The following is a 14,025-nucleotide window of genomic DNA, read 5'->3' as shown; positions in this document are numbered from 1 at the left end:
CGGGCCCATGATCGCCCCCCTCCGCGTCGGCTTCGTCACTGGCGCGACCCCCGACAAGTGGGCGCGGAGCTGGCGAGCCGGCCGCCGCGAGAGCCTCCACCTCGTCCCGGTGACCGAGGCCGACCAGCTCGACGGCGTGCGCGACGGCAGCCTCGACATGGCGATCGTCCGGCTGCCCGTCGACCGCGACGGCCTGCACTGCGTCCGGCTCTACGACGAGGTGCAGGTCGCGGTCGCCTCCCGCGAGCACCTGCTGGCGGCCGCCGACGAGGAGGTCACGACGGCCGACCTGGTGGACGAGCAGCTCGTACGCCCCCACAGCAGCGGGTGGCGACCGACGGCCGAGCAGCTCGAGTGGCCGCCGATGAGCGAGCAGGACGCGATCGAGACGGTCGCCGCCGGGACGGGCGTGGTGATCCTCCCGATGTCGGTCGCGCGGCTCCACCAGCGCAAGGACGTCGTCAGGCGGGTCGTGTCCGACCTCGACCCCACGACGATCGCGCTGGTGTGGAGGACCGAGCGCGACGACGACGTCACGCAGGCCTTCGTCGGCGTCACCAAGGGTCGGACGCCCAACACCTCGCGCTGACGGTGGGCGAGGCCGTCTGGGACGGGACGGACGGGGTACGGGTCCGGCATGCGAATCGTGATCACCGGAGCAAGCGGCAACGTCGGCTCGGCCGTCCTGCGCAGGCTGGCGGCCGACGGCTCCCACGACCTGGTCGGGGTCGTCCGGCGTCCTCCGGCACCCTCGGCCGCACCCGAGGAAGTGGAGTGGAGGAGCGTCGACCTCAGCCGCGACGATCCGGCGCTGAGCGCCGCCTTCCGCGGTGCCGACGCTGTCGTGCACCTCGCCTGGGGCTTCCAGCCGTCGCACCGCGAGGGCTACCTCCGCGAGCTCGGCGTCGGTGGCACCAGCCGCGTCGTCGAGGCGGCGACCGCCACCGGCGTCTCGCACCTCGTGCACATGTCGTCCGTGGGCGCCTACTCCCCCAAGCAGGACGACGAGCCCGTCGACGAGACCTGGCCCACGGGTGGCGTGCGCACCTCGATGTACAGCCGTCACAAGTCGGCCGCCGAGCAGCTCCTCGACCAGGACCTCGGACGCGGACCTGACCTGGTGGTCACCCGGATGCGGCCGGGCATCGTCGGGCAGCGCAGCGCGGCCAGCGCCCTGCTGCGCTACGGGCTGCCGGCTCTCGTCCCGCGCGCGGCCCTGGCCCACGTGCCGGTGCTGCCCCTCGATCGCGGGCTCGCCATCCCGATGGTGCACGCCGACGACGTCGCCGAGGCGGTGGCGCGTGCGCTCGAGGCCCGCGTGCCCGGCGCCTTCAACCTCGCTGCCGACCCCGCTGTCACGGCCGACCTGATCGCCGTCGCCCTCGGCGCCCGGCTCGTCCACGTGCCGTCCGCAGCCCTCCGGGCCGCGGTGTCGGCGAGCTGGCACGCCCGGCTGCAGCCGCTCGACCCCGGATGGATCGACATGGCCTTCGCCGTGCCCCTGCTCGACTGCTCACGGGCCGAGGCAGAGCTCGGCTGGGCACCGTCGCACGACGCCGTCGCGGTGCTGGACGAGACCATCGGGGGCATGCAGGACGGCGCCTCCGGGCGTTCGCCGGTCCTGCGTCCGCGGACGGTGGGCGCGTCGCTGGCAAGGGCACTCCGCCAGGGTCCCGTCAGCAGTCGGCGGGCATCGTGACACGCGTGCGCGCGGACCGGACCCGCTCCTAGCTCGGCTCGTCAGCCGCGGTGCTTGCCCCGGCTCGAGTGCGGCGTGGCCATGACCTCGCGGATGCGCTGCTCGTCGAAGTCCTCGCCCAGCCAGTCGAAGAGCCCGCGCAGCACACCGGGATCGGCGACGTAGTCGTCGTAGTGGACCCGGTAGGCCGCGTCACCCAGCCCGTCGACGGCGCCGAGGATCTTCGCCTCGATCGCCGTCACCTGGGCCAGCGGGTCGTCCTTGTGCGTCCAGTAGTTGCTGGCCGCGACGTCCTCGAGCCGCCGGGTGTTGACCACGAACCGCGCGCCGGGGAACACCTGGCGGAGGAAGTCGACGTAGTCCGGGAGGTCGGCGTCGTACCACCGGATCTCCTTGAATCCGGTGACCCGCGTGCCCGGCTCGGGCCGCAGCAGGGTCGCCTCGGCGAGGGCGCGGATGTGCTGGAGCGAGGCCTGCTCGGGGTAGGACTCGATGCCGAACCACGGGTGCGTCGGCTCGGCGGCCCGGTCGGGGTCCACGCGCGCCTTCTCCTTCAGCCCGCTGCGGTGGAAGTCGTAGAGGTGGCGCATCGCGTGGCGGTTCTCCCCACGCAGCAGCCAGCCGGGGATCGAGTTGAGGATGCCCATCAGCAGCGTCGAGCCCGACCTGCCGTAGGTCATCACGAAGACGTGCTGGACGTCGCGCGCCGTGCTCACCACGACCGGTCCAGCGGACGGCCCTCGTGGAAGCCGGCGGCGGACTGCACGCCGACCAGCGCCCGCTCGTGGAACTCGGTCAGGTCCGCCGCGCCGGCGTAGGTGCACGACGACCGCACTCCCGAGCAGATCTGGTCGATCAGGTCCTCCACGCCGGGACGCTGCGGGTCGAGGTACATCCGCGACGACGAGATGCCCTCCTCGTAGAGGCCCTTGCGCGCCCGGTCGTACGACGACTCCCCCGAGGTGCGGTTCGCCACCGCGCGGGCCGAGGCCATCCCGAAGGACACCTTGAAGGGTCGTCCGTCGACGTCGTGGACGAGGTCGCCGGGCGACTCGTGGGTGCCGGCGAACCACGACCCGATCATCACCGACGAGGCACCCGCGGCGAGGGCGAGCGCTACGTCGCGCGGGTGGCGTACTCCCCCGTCGGCCCACACGTGCTTGCCGTGCGATCGGGCCTCGGTCGCGCACTCGAGGACGGCGGAGAACTGCGGGCGGCCCACTCCGGTCATCATCCGGGTCGTGCACATCGCACCGGGCCCGACGCCCACCTTGACGATGTCGGCGCCCGCCTCGATGAGGGCGCGGGTGCCCTCGGCCGAGACGACGTTGCCGGCGGCGACCGGGACCTGCGGCGAGAGCGCGCGGACGGACCGGAGCGCCTGCACCATCCGGTCCTGGTGGCCATGGGCGGTGTCGACGACGAGGCAGTCGATGCCTGCGTCGAGCAGCGCGGCCGCGCGGTCGGCGACGTCGCCGTTGACGCCGACGGCAGCAGCGATCCGCAGCCCACCGTCGGCGTCGACCGCCGGGGTGTAGAGCGTCGCGCGCAGGGCGCCGAGCCGGGTGAGCACGCCGACGAGCTCGCCGGACTCGGAGACCGCGACCGCCAGCGGCGCCTTGGCGCGCTCGATGGCGTCGTAGACCTCGCGCGGGTCGGTGCCGACGGACACGGTGACCACGTGGGTGCTCATGACCGTCGAGACCTGGGCGAAGCGGTCCACCTCCGCGCAGTCGGCCTCGGAGACGACGCCCACGGGACGGCCGTCCTGGACGACGACGGCGGCCTTGTGCGCGCGCTTGGGGATCAGCGCCAGCGCCTCGGCGACCGTTTGGTCGGGGCGCAGCTCGATCGGGGTGTCGAAGACGTGGTGGCGCTGCTTGACCCACGCGACGACGTCCGCGACGACAGGGATCGGGATGTCCTGGGGGATGACGGTGAGGCCGCCTCGGCGGGCGACCGTCTCGGCCATCCGCTTGCCGGCGATGGCCGTCATGTTGGCCACCACGAGCGGCAGCGTGGCCCCGGTGCCGTCGGAGGTGCTCAGGTCGACGTCGTAGCGACTGGCGACGGAGGACGAGCGCGGCACCATGAAGACGTCGTCGTAGGTGTACTGGTGGCCGTGCGTGGGCGCGGTGTCGAGGAACTGCACGTGTGCGGACTCTACGCGGCCCGACCCGGCCGCTCAGCCCTGAACCGCGGCCGCCTCCTGCAGCGCGGCCCACGTGCGGTCGACGTCGGCCTCGGTCGTACGCCAGCTGCCGACGGCGAGCCGGATCGCGGCGCGGCCGTTGACGGTGGTGTGGCTGAGGTAGGCCTCGCCCGAGGCGTTGACCGCCTCCATCGCCGCGAGCGTCTGCTCGTCCCCCGACGTCAGCCGGAACACCACGAGCGACAGCGCCGGGTCGGTGACCATCTCGAAGCGGTCGTCGGCGGCCACGAGGTCCGCGACGCGCTCCGCGAGGGCCACCCCGCTGCGGACGTGCGCGCGCACGCCCTCGAGGCCGTACGTGCGCAGCACCGTCCAGAGCTTGATCGCCCGGAAGCGCCGGCCGAGCTGGGGGTGCCAGTCGCGGTAGTCGACCACCTCGCCGGACTCGGTGGCTGCGTTGCGGAGGTACTCCGGGAGGATCGAGAGGGCGCCGGTCAGCGCGGCCCGGTCACGCACCCAGAACGTGCTGCAGTCGAAGGTCGTCAGCAGCCACTTGTGCGGGTTGGTGACGAACGAGTCGGCGGCCTCGACACCGGCGAGGTGCTCGCGGTGCTCGGGGCAGACGGCGGCGACGCCGGCCCACGCGGCATCCACGTGCAGCCACACGCCCCACTCGCGGACCACCTCGGCCGCGGCGGCGATGTCGTCCATCGCGCCCGTCGACGTGCTGCCCGCCGCGACGTGCACCATCACCGGACGCAGGCCCGCCTCGACGTCCTCGACGATCGCGTCGCGCAGGGCGTCGACGTCCATCGCCTGCGTCTCCGGGTCGATGGCGACGGCGTGCACGGCCTCCTCGCCGAGACCGGCCATCATCGCGGCCTTCACCAGCGACGAGTGCGCCTGCGTGGAGCCGTAGACCCGCCACCCGACGTCGCCGACGCCCGAGACGCGGGCCTCTCCCCCGCTCGCACGGTGGAGCGCGGCCAGAAGTGCCGTGAAGGTCGCGGTCGAGGCGGTGTCCTGGATGACGCCACCGCCGGGACCGTCGCTGCGGAACGCCTCCGGCAGCCCGAGTGCCTCGGCGAACCAGTCGAGCACCACCTGCTCGACCTCCGTGACGGCCGGGCTGGTCGCCCAGATCATCCCCTGCGCGCCGATGCCGCTGGAGATGAGGTCGCCGAGGATGGCGGCCGGCGAGGAGTTGGCCGGGAAGTAGGCGAAGAAGCGCGGGTGCTGCCAGTGCGTGAGGCCCGGCACCACGATGCGGTCGAGGTCCGCGAGCACGGCGTCGAACGGCTCGGGGGTCTCGGGTGCCGACGCCGGAAGCTGTCGTCGTACGTCGCCGGGCGCGACCTGGGCGCGCACCGGCAGCTCGTCGAGGGAGGCCCAGTAGTCGGCGATCCAGTCGATGGCAGCGTGCCCGTGGCGGCGGAACTCCTCGGGCGACATGTGCTCGCCCGACGGTGGCGTGTGATCCGGCATGGCCCGAACGTACCGGGGCGGTTGAGCCGGAGTACTCAGCAGGGATCGGGTAGTTCGACAGGTCCGGTCGGTCCTGTGGGAGAGCAGGCTCCTGCCATGACCTCCAAGACCGATTCCACCGCCAAGAACACCACCGCCTTCGCCGCCCAGGCCGCGATCTCCTTCGGCGCCTCGCTCTTCGCGATGCTCGTCGCCGTCTACTTCATGGAGGCCGACCCCTGGATCAAGGGGTTCCTCGCCCTCGGCACCCTCTACCTCACGACCTCGGCCTTCACTCTCGCCAAGGTCATCCGCGACCAGCAGGAGGACCAGCGGGTCTTCCACCGCATCGACCAGGCCCGCGTCGACAAGATCCTCGCCGAGCACGACCCCTTCAAGGCCGTCTCCTGAGCCGCAGAAGAAGCCCCTCCCGGATCGTCCGGGAGGGGCTTCTTCTGCGTGCGGGGACTCGGGGTCGTGCGGTGCTACTTGAGCTCGGAGCTGGTCAGCCCCAGGATCCGGCGGGCCACGATCAGCTGCTGGATCTGCTGGGTGCCCTCGAAGATGTCGAGGATCTTCGAGTCGCGCGACCACTTCTCCAGCAGCTCGCCCTCGCTGTAGCCGAGGGTGCCGCAGAGCTGGACGCACGACAGCGTCACGTCGGAGCCGACCCGGCCCGCCTTCGCCTTGGCCATCGATGCCTCGAGCGAGTTCGGCCTGCGGTTGTCGGCCATCCACGCCGCCTGCATCATCAGCAGCTTGGCGCCCTCCCAGTCGGCCTCGAGCTGCAGGAACTTCGCGGCCGCCGCGCTCTGCCGCTCGGCCGGCCGGTCGTAGTCGATGGTGACGCCAGCCTGCTCCAGCAGGTCGCGGGTCAGGTCGAGCGACGCGCGGGCGCAGCCGATCGCCATCGCCGCCACCAGCGGGCGGGTGTTGTCGAAGGTCGCCATGGCGCCGGCGAAGCCGGACTTGGTGTCGATCTCCGGCGAGCCGAGCAGGTCCTCGGCCGGCACCCGGCAGCCGGTGAAGGTGATCGCCGCCGTGTCGGAGGCGCGGATGCCGAGCTTGTGCTCGAGCCGCTCGACCTTGAGGCCCGGGTTGTCCTTGCGGACCAGGAACGACTTGATCGCCGCCCGGCCGAGCTCCTTGTCGAGCGTCGCCCACACGACGACGCTGTCCGCCCGGTCGCCCGAGGTGACGTAGATCTTCTCGCCGTTGATGACGTACTCGTCGCCGTCCTTGACCGCCGTGGTCGTGAGGTTGGCCGAGTCCGAGCCGATGCCGGGCTCGGTGATCGCCATCGCGGCCCACGTGCCCTGGTAGCGCTCGAGCTGCTCCTCGTTGGCGACCGACGCGATCGCGGAGTTGCCCAGGCCCTGCCGCGGCATCGACAGCAGCAGCGCGGTGTCGCCCCAGCACATCTCGGCGACGGACAGCACCGAGGCGAGGTTGGCGCCGTTGCGCACCTTGCCGGGGTCCTTGTCGGGCTTCTCGTCACGTCGTACGCCGCCCGCGCCGGCGCCGCCGGTGGCGCCGGTCTCGCTCACGCCGTCGATCAGCGCGGCGAGCATGTCGAGCTCCTTGGGGTACTCGTGCTCGGCGCGGTCGTACTTGCGCGAGATCGGGCGCAGCATGTTCATCGCCAGCTGGTGGGCCTGGTCGATCAGGGCCGCCTGCTTCTTGGGGGTCTCGAGGTTGATCATCGCCGGGGTCCCTGTTCGAAGCGGAACGAAGTGAGCATTCGAATGGGGTGGTTCATACCATCACCACGCCTTCCATCAGACCGACGGCCCGCAGGTCGCGGTACCACCGTTCGACCGGGTGCTCCTTGACGAAGCCGTGCCCACCGAGCAGCTGCACGCCGTCGAGGCCGATCCTCATGCCCTTCTCGGCGCAGAGCTGGCGAGCCAGCCCGACCTCCCGGGCGAAGTCCTGCCCGCGCGTCGCACGCGAGGCGGCCTTCCACGTCAGCAGCCGCATGGCCTGCAGCTCGATCGCGATGTCGGCGACCATGAACGCCACCGACTGGCGGTGGCTGATCGGCTCACCGAAGGCCTGCCGCTCGTTGACGTAGTCCTTGACGTAGTCGAGGACCGCCTGGCCGGTGCCCACCGCGAGGGCGCACCACGCGAGGCGCGAGAGGCGTACGCACTCGCGGTAGGCCTCGCCGTCGGTGTCGCCGAGCAGCGCGTCCACCCCGACGCGTACGCCGGTGAGGTGCAGCCGCGAGAGAGCGGCCGCGCGGAGGCCCATCGACGGGTCGGCCTCCACCTCGAGGCCGGCGGCGCCGGACTCGACGAGGAAGAGGGCCGGGGTGCCGTCGAGCTGCGCGGCGACGACGAACAGCTCGGCGTCGGCGCCGCGGACGACGGCCGACTTCACGCCGTCGAGCACGAAGCCGTCACCGTCGCGCAGCGCGGTGGTGGAGAGCTCGAACGGGTCGAAGAGCACCGTCGGCTCGGCGATCGTCAGGGCCGCGGCCGGGACGTCGGCGCCGGTGAAGGCCGGCAGGTAGGTCTGCTGCTGCTCCTCGGTGCCCCAGAGGCCGAGCGCGGTGGCGACGGCGCCGGGTGCGAGCGCCGCGACGGCGAGCCCCATGTCGCCCTTCGCGAGGGCCTCGGCGACGAGGGCGCCAGCCATCGCCGAGCGCTCCTCCATGATGCCGCCGAGCGACTCGGGCACCCCGAGCCCGGGCAGGCCGAGCTCCTGGACCGCCGCGAGGACCTCGTCCGGGGCGGCGCAGGCGTCGTCGGCCGCGGCAGCACTCGGCCGCAGCAGGTCGGCGGCGAGCTCCTCCACGACGGCGACGAGCATCGCCTCGTCCTCGGTGGGGTTCAGGTCGAAGACCCCGCGGGACTCGGCGCGTGCGGGCCGCTCCCCGCTGGTCCGTCGACCGGCGCGGGCGAAGGTGCGGCCGGCGGCGGTGGCGACCCGGAAGCCGTTGCGGGTCGTGGAGTAGACGACCTGCTCGCTCTGCTTGCGCAGGCCGACGCGGTCGATCAGGTCGCTCTGGGCCAGCCGGTTGACGGCCGCGACGGCGAGCCCGATGGGGTCGCGCACCTCGCGGGACGACAACCCGTGGCGACCTCCGGGCCGGAGGCTGTTGAGAAGGGACATGACCCAAATGTAACTGCGAGTTACACCTCTGACCAGAGGTCCGCCCGTGGTGCCGGTCACCTGTCCCATGGTCGTTAGGATCCTCCGCATGCCCGACGACGACACGACCGAGCCCCGCGCGCCGCACGGGCCACTCCCGACGGGCGGGACGCCCCGCGCGATCACCCGCTGGGGCACGCCGGTGATGCACCGCGCCCAGCAGCAGGTGACGTCGTACGACGACGCGCTCGCGACGCTGGCCGCCGACATGGTGGCGACGATGTACGCCGCCGACGGGGTGGGCCTCGCTGCCTGCCAGGTCGGCGAGGACGTGGCGATGTTCGTCTTCGACTGCCCCGACGACGAGGGCGAGCGCACGGTCGGCGTGGTCTGCAACCCGGTGCTGACGCTGCCCGAGGGCAAGGACCGCCAGCTCGACTCCGACGAGGAGGGCTGCCTGTCCTACCCCGGCTCCTTCGAGCCGTGCGCGCGCCCCGACTGGGCCAGGGTCGACGGCACCGGCCTCGACGGGGAGCCGGTGAGCTTCGAGGGCGACGGCCTGCTCGCCCGCTGCCTCCAGCACGAGACCGACCACACCCTCGGCACCGTCTTCGGCGACCGGCTCTCGGCCAAGTCGCGCAAGAAGCTCGGCAAGAAGCACGACGCCGCGGCCGAGGACTACCCGCCCACCTGGCCCGCCCTGTGAGCGCCGAGCTCCGGGTCACTCGCGAGAACGCCCGCTTCCAGCAGTGGGAGGCCCTGCTGACGAACCGCTCCAAGCGCCATCGGAGCCGTGAGTTCCTGGTGCAGGGTGTCCGGCCGATCACGCGGGCCGTCGAGGAGGGCTGGACCGTGCGGGCCCTGCTCCGCGCAGACGACACGTCGTCCGCCTGGGCCGACGACCTCTGGTCGACCCCCGACGGCGAGCGCGTCTGGGTCTCCCCCGAGCTGCACGCCCGCCTCAGCGGCCGGGAGGAGGGAGCCGAGCTCGTCGCGGTCGTCGAGATGCCCGACGACGGCGTCGCGCGGCTCGAGGAGACGTCTCGACCGCACGGTCCGATCGTCGTCCTCGACCGACCGACCAGCCCCGGCAACATCGGCACGCTCGCCCGGTCCGCCGACGCCTTCGGCGCCTCCGCGCTCGTGGTCACCGGTCACGCGGCCGACCCCTACGACCCGCAGGCCGTCCGCGCCAGCACCGGCTCGCTCTTCGCGCTGACCGTGCTGCGCGTGCCCGGACCCGGACCGGTCGTCGAGCACGCCCACGCCCACGGCTACCGGATCGTCGGCACGGACGAGGACGGCAGCGTGCTCGCGGACGTCGACCTCGGCGGACGGGTGGTGGTCGTCGTCGGCAACGAGACCCACGGGCTGTCCTCGCAGTGGCGCGCGGTGTGCGACGACGTCGCGAGCATCCCGATGGTGGGCACGGCGTCCTCGCTCAACGCGGCCGTCGCCGGGTCGATCGTGCTCCACGAGGCGCTGCGGCAGTCGACCCGCGCTCACGGCTGACCGATGGAGGCACTCCTCGACTGGGTCGTCCTCGTCATGCGCACCGTGGGCTCGCCGGGCGTCGGCCTGGCCACCGCCCTGGAGACCGTCTTCCCGCCGGTGCCGAGCGAGCTGGTGCTGCCGCTGGCGGGCTACACCGCCAGCCAGGGCTACTACGGCCTCACCGCCGCGATCGCCTGGGCGACCGTCGGTTCTCTGCTCGGCGCGCTGCTGCTCTACTGGCTGGGAGCGGCGTGGGGGCTGGAGCGGATCTGCGCGCTCGCCGACCGGATCCCGCTGATGCACGCCTCCGACGTGCGCCGCGCGGTCGCGTGGTTCGGCCGCCACGGGCGCACCGCGGTGTTCGTCGGCAGGCTCGTGCCCGGCGTGCGCAGCCTGATCTCGATCCCGGCCGGGATCGACCGGATGCCGCTCGTGCGCTTCTGCGTCTTCACCACGGCAGGCAGCCTCGTCTGGAACTCGGCCCTCATCCTCGCCGGCTACGAGCTCGGCGCGCAGTGGCACGTCGTGGAGGGCTACGTCGGCCCGGCGAGCAACGTCGTCTACGTCCTCCTCGCCGTGGTGCTCGTCGTCGTCGCAGCACGGCGGCTGCGGCACCGGCTGCGATCCGACGGGACGTAGTGGCGGCCTAGCGCCGGGTCGCGACGTAGCAGGCGACCGCGGTGGCCGCGGCGACGTTGAGGGAGTCAATGCCGGCGCGCATGGGAATGATGGCGCGACGCTCGGAGGAGGCCTCCCAGCGCGAGGAGAGGCCGTGGCCCTCCGAGCCGAGCACCAGGGCGAGCCGGTCGACGCCGTCGACGGCCTCCTCGATGGGCACCGAGTCCGCGGAGAGGGTCAGGGCGACGGTCGTGAAGCCGCGGCGGGCGAGGTCCGGCAGGGCGTCGTACCAGTCCGGCAGGCGGGTCCAGGGCGTGGTGAACACGGCGCCCATGCCGACCTTGATCGAGCGCCGGTAGAGCGGATCGGCGCAGCGCGGCGCCAGCAGGACGGCATCGAACCCCAGGGCCGCGCCCGAGCGGAAGATCGCGCCGACGTTGGTGTGGTCGACCAGGTCCTCGAGCACGAGCACCGAGCGCGCACCGGCCAGCACCTCCTCGACCGAGGCCAGCGGGCGCCGGTGCAGCGACGCGAGTGCACCGCGGTGCACGTGGAAGCCGGTGACCTGCTCGATCAGCGCCTCGGAGAGGACGTAGCAGGGGGCGTCGGTGGTGGCGAGGAGGTCGCCGAGGCCGTCGAGCCAGCGCGGCGCCATCAGGAACGACCGCGGCGCGTAGCCCGCCTCCACCGAGCGGCGCACGACCTTCTCCCCCTCGGCGAGGAAGAGGCCGTGCTCGGCCTCGAGGCTCTTGCGGAGCTCGACGTCGCGCAGGTCGCGGTAGTCGGCCAGGCGCGGGTCGCCGGGGTCGGAGATCTCGACGATCTGGCCAGAGGGGTCTGCGTCAGCCACGGGGGAAGTGTGCCGGACGCGCCACCGCGACCACCTCACCGATCACGATGATCGCCGGAGGGCGTACGCCGTTCGCGACGAGGTCGTCCGCCAGCGAGCCGAGCGTGGTGAGCACGGTGCGCTCGGTCGGCATCGTGCCGTCCACGATGACCGCCACCGGCGTGGACGCCGACCGGCCGCCGTCGACCAGCGCGGTCGCGATCGCCGGGGCGTTGTCGACCGCCATCAGGAGGACGACGGTCCCGCGCATCCGCGCCACGGCGTCCCACGCGACCAGCGAGCCCGGGTGGCCGGGCGGGAGGTGGCCGGAGATCACGGTGAACTCGTGGGCCACCCCGCGGTGGGTCACCGGGATGCCGAGGCGGGCCGGGACCGAGATCGCGGAGGTGAGCCCTGGCACGACGGTCACCGGCACGTCCGCGGCGGCGCAGGCGAGCAGCTCCTCGAAGCCGCGGCCGAAGACGAAGTTGTCGCCGCCCTTGAAGCGGACCACCCGCTTGCCGGCGCGTGCCCGGTCGACGATCACCTGGTTGATCGCCTCCTGGGTCGCCGAGCGCCCGCGCGGCAGCTTGGCGACGTCGATCAGCTCGACGTGGGGGCCGAGCTCGTCGAGCAGCTCGCGGGGCGCGAGGCGGTCGGCGACGACCACGTCGGCCGAGGCGAGCGCGTGCCGGGCGGCGACGGTGACGAAGTCGGGATCGCCCGGTCCGCCGCCGACCAGCACGACGCCTGGGGTGCGGTCGTGGGCGTCGGCCGCGCTCAGGTGGCCGTCGCGCAGCGCCGTGACGATGTCGTCGCGCAGCGCCGCGGACTTGCGGGGCTCGCGGTTGCCGAGCACGCCGACCGTCACGCTCCCGTGGTGGCCGACCGCGGGCGTCCACGCCGACCCGCCGAGGGCGTCGTCCGCGCGCACGCAGAACGTGTGGCGCGCCTCGGCGGCGGCGGCGACGCGGGCATTGACCTCGGGGTCGTCGGTGACCGCGACGACGTACCACGCGCCGTCGAGGTCCGACTCGGTGAAGTCGCGGAGGTGGAGCGTCAGCTCGCCCGCGAGACCCTCGAGCGCGGGAGTCACCTCGGGGCTGACGAGGGTGACCTCGGCGCCCGCGGCGAGGAAGGTCGGCACCCGGCGCTGGGCGACGTGACCGCCACCGACGACGACCACCTTGCGACCGGCCAGCACGAGGCCGGCCAGGTAGGGATGGGGGTCGGGCATGGCCCCATTGTCCCTTTCCGGCGCGTGGACCACGTGACTAGGTTCGAGGAATGAGCATCGAGCGACCCGTGTCCCCCGACCCCTACGACCTCCTCCCGGCGACCGCGTCCTTCACGGTCACCAGCGACGACGTCACCGACGGCGCACCGCTGAAGGACGACCAGGTGGCCGACCTCGGCAACACCTCGCCCCAGCTGAGCTGGTCGGGGGCGCCCGAGGGCACCAAGTCCTACGTCGTCACCTGCTTCGACCCGGACGCGCCGACCCCGAGCGGCTTCTGGCACTGGGTCCTGGTCGACCTGCCCGCCGACGTGACGTCCCTCGACACCGGCGCAGCCGCTGGAGACCTGCCCGGCGCGTCGTTCCACGTGCGCAACGACGGGGGCGAGGCGGGCTTCATGGGGGCCGCACCCCCGCAGGGCGACCAGGTGCACCGCTACTACTTCGTCGTCCACGCGGTGGGCGAGGAGACGCTCGGGGTCGACGCCGACGCGTCCCCGGCCGTGGTGTCGTTCAACCTGGCCTTCAAGACCCTGGGCCGCGCGATCCTCCACGGCACCTACCAGCACTGAGCCCCACCCTCCGGCCCGCAGGGGCCCGGCGGTCGAGGACCTGATGGTCCAGACCACCGGGCCCCTTTTGCGCGTTCGGACCCTGGGACAAGGCCCGGTTGCTTTGATCTGGACCGAGGTATTTCTCACCTCTACATAGCGCGAAACTTGACGTAGAGCCCGTTATTACCAGATTCTCTCAAGATCCACTCCCCCCGCTTTCGTGGATCCGCCCCGGAGGAACGACCGTGCCGCACCCCACCCGCACCCTCGCCAGGCTCGCGACGCTCGTCGTCGCGTCGGCCGCGCTGTGCGCCGTCCCGTCGGCTGCCGACGCGAAGGACTGGTCGGGCCCGCGGAGCACGGCGAACTGGTCCGGCCCGCGCACCTCGGCCCACGCGGTCGGTGCCGGCGCCCAGCTCGGCGAGGAGCTCGACGAGGAGACCGTGGCGAGCGACGTCCTCGAGGACGCGCTGATGGCGGAGATCAACGCAGCGCGCGCGGCCAACGGCCTGCGCAAGATCTGGAGCTTCGACCCGTGCACCGACCAGCTCGCCGAGGAGTGGGGCCAGCGCATCGCCCGCACCGGCCTCTTCGAGCACCGCGACCAGAACGACGTCATCCGCAGGTGCGACAACTCGTGGGCCGGCGAGACGCTCGTCCGCGGCGTCGGTCTCACCCCTGAGGTGATGGTCGACCTCTGGCTCGACTCCCCCGGCCACCGGGACATCCTCCTCAGCCCGCGCGCCCGTCGCGCCGGCGTCTCCGTCGAGCAGGACGCCCAGGGTCGCGTGATCGGCGTCGTGAACCTGGTCCGCCGCTACTGAGGTGCGGCGCACCCCACAGGTGTGAGACGATCCCCGACCCCCTCGTGGGTGGGCCGGG

At 72.8% G+C, this 14,025-nt stretch carries 15 protein-coding genes; 8 read left to right on the top strand and 7 right to left on the bottom strand.

Annotated features, from left to right (window positions below):
• Positions 1-7 precede the first annotated feature (7 nt).
• Positions 8-589, top strand: coding sequence for a LysR family substrate-binding domain-containing protein (locus tag EUA06_RS03810; RefSeq protein ID WP_129473644.1), 582 nt, complete (start codon positions 8-10; stop codon positions 587-589).
• Positions 590-637: 48 nt separating this feature from the next.
• Complete coding sequence (locus EUA06_RS03805) at positions 638-1,699, top strand: NAD-dependent epimerase/dehydratase family protein (RefSeq protein ID WP_129473643.1); 1,062 nt, start codon at positions 638-640, stop codon at positions 1,697-1,699.
• Positions 1,700-1,740: 41 nt separating this feature from the next.
• On the opposite strand, the gene EUA06_RS03800 is transcribed toward EUA06_RS03805, so the two are convergent.
• Genes EUA06_RS03800 through EUA06_RS03790 form a run of 3 tightly spaced genes read right to left on the bottom strand, consistent with a single transcriptional unit; the run spans position 1,741 to position 5,336 of the window.
• On the bottom strand, positions 1,741-2,415 hold the full coding sequence (locus tag EUA06_RS03800) for a sulfotransferase (RefSeq protein WP_129473642.1): 675 nt from the start codon (positions 2,413-2,415) through the stop codon (positions 1,741-1,743).
• Positions 2,412-3,851: a GuaB1 family IMP dehydrogenase-related protein gene (locus EUA06_RS03795; RefSeq protein ID WP_129473641.1), complete on the bottom strand. Its 1,440-nt coding sequence runs from the start codon at positions 3,849-3,851 to the stop codon at positions 2,412-2,414. The genes EUA06_RS03800 and EUA06_RS03795 overlap by 4 nt, the downstream gene beginning before the upstream one ends.
• 33 nt (positions 3,852-3,884) lie before the next feature.
• Positions 3,885-5,336: a pyridoxal phosphate-dependent decarboxylase family protein gene (locus EUA06_RS03790; RefSeq protein ID WP_207208180.1), complete on the bottom strand. Its 1,452-nt coding sequence runs from the start codon at positions 5,334-5,336 to the stop codon at positions 3,885-3,887.
• Between the two features lie 96 nt (positions 5,337-5,432).
• Here EUA06_RS03790 and EUA06_RS03785 point away from each other — a divergent pair, with 96 nt between their 5' ends.
• The gene (locus EUA06_RS03785) at positions 5,433-5,726 is read left to right on the top strand and encodes a YiaA/YiaB family inner membrane protein (protein ID WP_129473640.1); all 294 of its coding nucleotides are present in this window, start codon (positions 5,433-5,435) and stop codon (positions 5,724-5,726) included.
• Positions 5,727-5,800: 74 nt separating this feature from the next.
• Here EUA06_RS03785 and EUA06_RS03780 read toward each other — a convergent pair whose 3' ends face one another.
• Both EUA06_RS03780 and EUA06_RS03775 read right to left on the bottom strand, forming a co-directional pair.
• Positions 5,801-7,018 carry an acyl-CoA dehydrogenase family protein gene (locus tag EUA06_RS03780; protein ID WP_129473639.1) on the bottom strand — a complete coding sequence of 406 codons (1,218 nt, stop codon included), beginning with the start codon at positions 7,016-7,018 and terminating at the stop codon, positions 5,801-5,803.
• A 52-nt stretch (positions 7,019-7,070) separates the two neighbouring features.
• Entirely contained in the window at positions 7,071-8,432 is a 1,362-nt protein-coding gene (locus tag EUA06_RS03775) for an acyl-CoA dehydrogenase family protein (RefSeq protein WP_129473638.1), read from the bottom strand.
• Positions 8,433-8,520: 88 nt separating this feature from the next.
• Here EUA06_RS03775 and def point away from each other — a divergent pair, with 88 nt between their 5' ends.
• Genes def through EUA06_RS03760 form a run of 3 tightly spaced genes read left to right on the top strand, consistent with a single transcriptional unit; the run spans position 8,521 to position 10,544 of the window.
• A complete protein-coding gene (gene def / locus EUA06_RS03770) occupies positions 8,521-9,117 on the top strand; it encodes a peptide deformylase (RefSeq protein WP_129473637.1) in 597 nt (198 codons plus the stop codon).
• A complete protein-coding gene (locus EUA06_RS03765) occupies positions 9,114-9,923 on the top strand; it encodes a TrmH family RNA methyltransferase (RefSeq protein WP_129473636.1) in 810 nt (269 codons plus the stop codon). Before def ends, EUA06_RS03765 begins: the two co-directional genes overlap by 4 nt.
• Positions 9,924-9,926: 3 nt before the next feature.
• Complete coding sequence (locus EUA06_RS03760) at positions 9,927-10,544, top strand: DedA family protein (protein WP_129473635.1); 618 nt, start codon at positions 9,927-9,929, stop codon at positions 10,542-10,544.
• A 7-nt stretch (positions 10,545-10,551) separates the two neighbouring features.
• Here EUA06_RS03760 and EUA06_RS03755 read toward each other — a convergent pair whose 3' ends face one another.
• Entirely contained in the window at positions 10,552-11,373 is an 822-nt protein-coding gene (locus tag EUA06_RS03755) for a TrmH family RNA methyltransferase (protein WP_242497942.1), read from the bottom strand.
• Positions 11,366-12,589, bottom strand: a complete 1,224-nt coding sequence (cobA, locus tag EUA06_RS03750; RefSeq protein ID WP_129473634.1) for a uroporphyrinogen-III C-methyltransferase — start codon at positions 12,587-12,589, stop codon at positions 11,366-11,368. Before cobA ends, EUA06_RS03755 begins: the two co-directional genes overlap by 8 nt.
• 50 nt (positions 12,590-12,639) lie before the next feature.
• On the opposite strand from cobA, the gene EUA06_RS03745 reads away from it, so the two are divergent.
• Positions 12,640-13,161, top strand: a complete 522-nt coding sequence (locus EUA06_RS03745; protein WP_129473633.1) for a YbhB/YbcL family Raf kinase inhibitor-like protein — start codon at positions 12,640-12,642, stop codon at positions 13,159-13,161.
• A gap of 227 nt (positions 13,162-13,388) precedes the next feature.
• Positions 13,389-13,967 (top strand): CAP domain-containing protein, encoded by a 579-nt coding sequence (locus EUA06_RS03740; RefSeq protein WP_129473632.1) that lies wholly within the window; start codon positions 13,389-13,391, stop codon positions 13,965-13,967.
• Positions 13,968-14,025 lie beyond the last annotated feature (58 nt).

The organism is Nocardioides glacieisoli (assembly GCF_004137245.1).
Lineage (GTDB): Bacteria > Actinomycetota > Actinomycetes > Propionibacteriales > Nocardioidaceae > Nocardioides > Nocardioides glacieisoli.
The sequence above is the reverse complement of the archived record's forward strand: the minus strand, read 5'-3'. Positions and strand labels throughout refer to the sequence as shown.

Bases quoted from the DNA above. Each gene is read 5' to 3' on its own strand.
- EUA06_RS03775 (WP_129473638.1), bottom strand. From the start codon at position 8,432: ATGTCCCTTCTCAACAGCCTCCGGCCCGGAGGTCGCCACGGGTTGTCG.
- EUA06_RS03785 (WP_129473640.1), top strand. From the start codon at position 5,433: ATGACCTCCAAGACCGATTCCACCGCCAAGAACACCACCGCCTTCGCC.
- EUA06_RS03805 (WP_129473643.1), top strand. From the start codon at position 638: ATGCGAATCGTGATCACCGGAGCAAGCGGCAACGTCGGCTCGGCCGTC.
- EUA06_RS03810 (WP_129473644.1), top strand. From the start codon at position 8: ATGATCGCCCCCCTCCGCGTCGGCTTCGTCACTGGCGCGACCCCCGAC.
- EUA06_RS03760 (WP_129473635.1), top strand. From the start codon at position 9,927: ATGGAGGCACTCCTCGACTGGGTCGTCCTCGTCATGCGCACCGTGGGC.
- EUA06_RS03780 (WP_129473639.1), bottom strand. From the start codon at position 7,018: ATGATCAACCTCGAGACCCCCAAGAAGCAGGCGGCCCTGATCGACCAG.
- EUA06_RS03745 (WP_129473633.1), top strand. From the start codon at position 12,640: ATGAGCATCGAGCGACCCGTGTCCCCCGACCCCTACGACCTCCTCCCG.
- EUA06_RS03790 (WP_207208180.1), bottom strand. From the start codon at position 5,336: ATGCCGGATCACACGCCACCGTCGGGCGAGCACATGTCGCCCGAGGAG.
- cobA (WP_129473634.1), bottom strand. From the start codon at position 12,589: ATGCCCGACCCCCATCCCTACCTGGCCGGCCTCGTGCTGGCCGGTCGC.
- def (WP_129473637.1), top strand. From the start codon at position 8,521: ATGCCCGACGACGACACGACCGAGCCCCGCGCGCCGCACGGGCCACTC.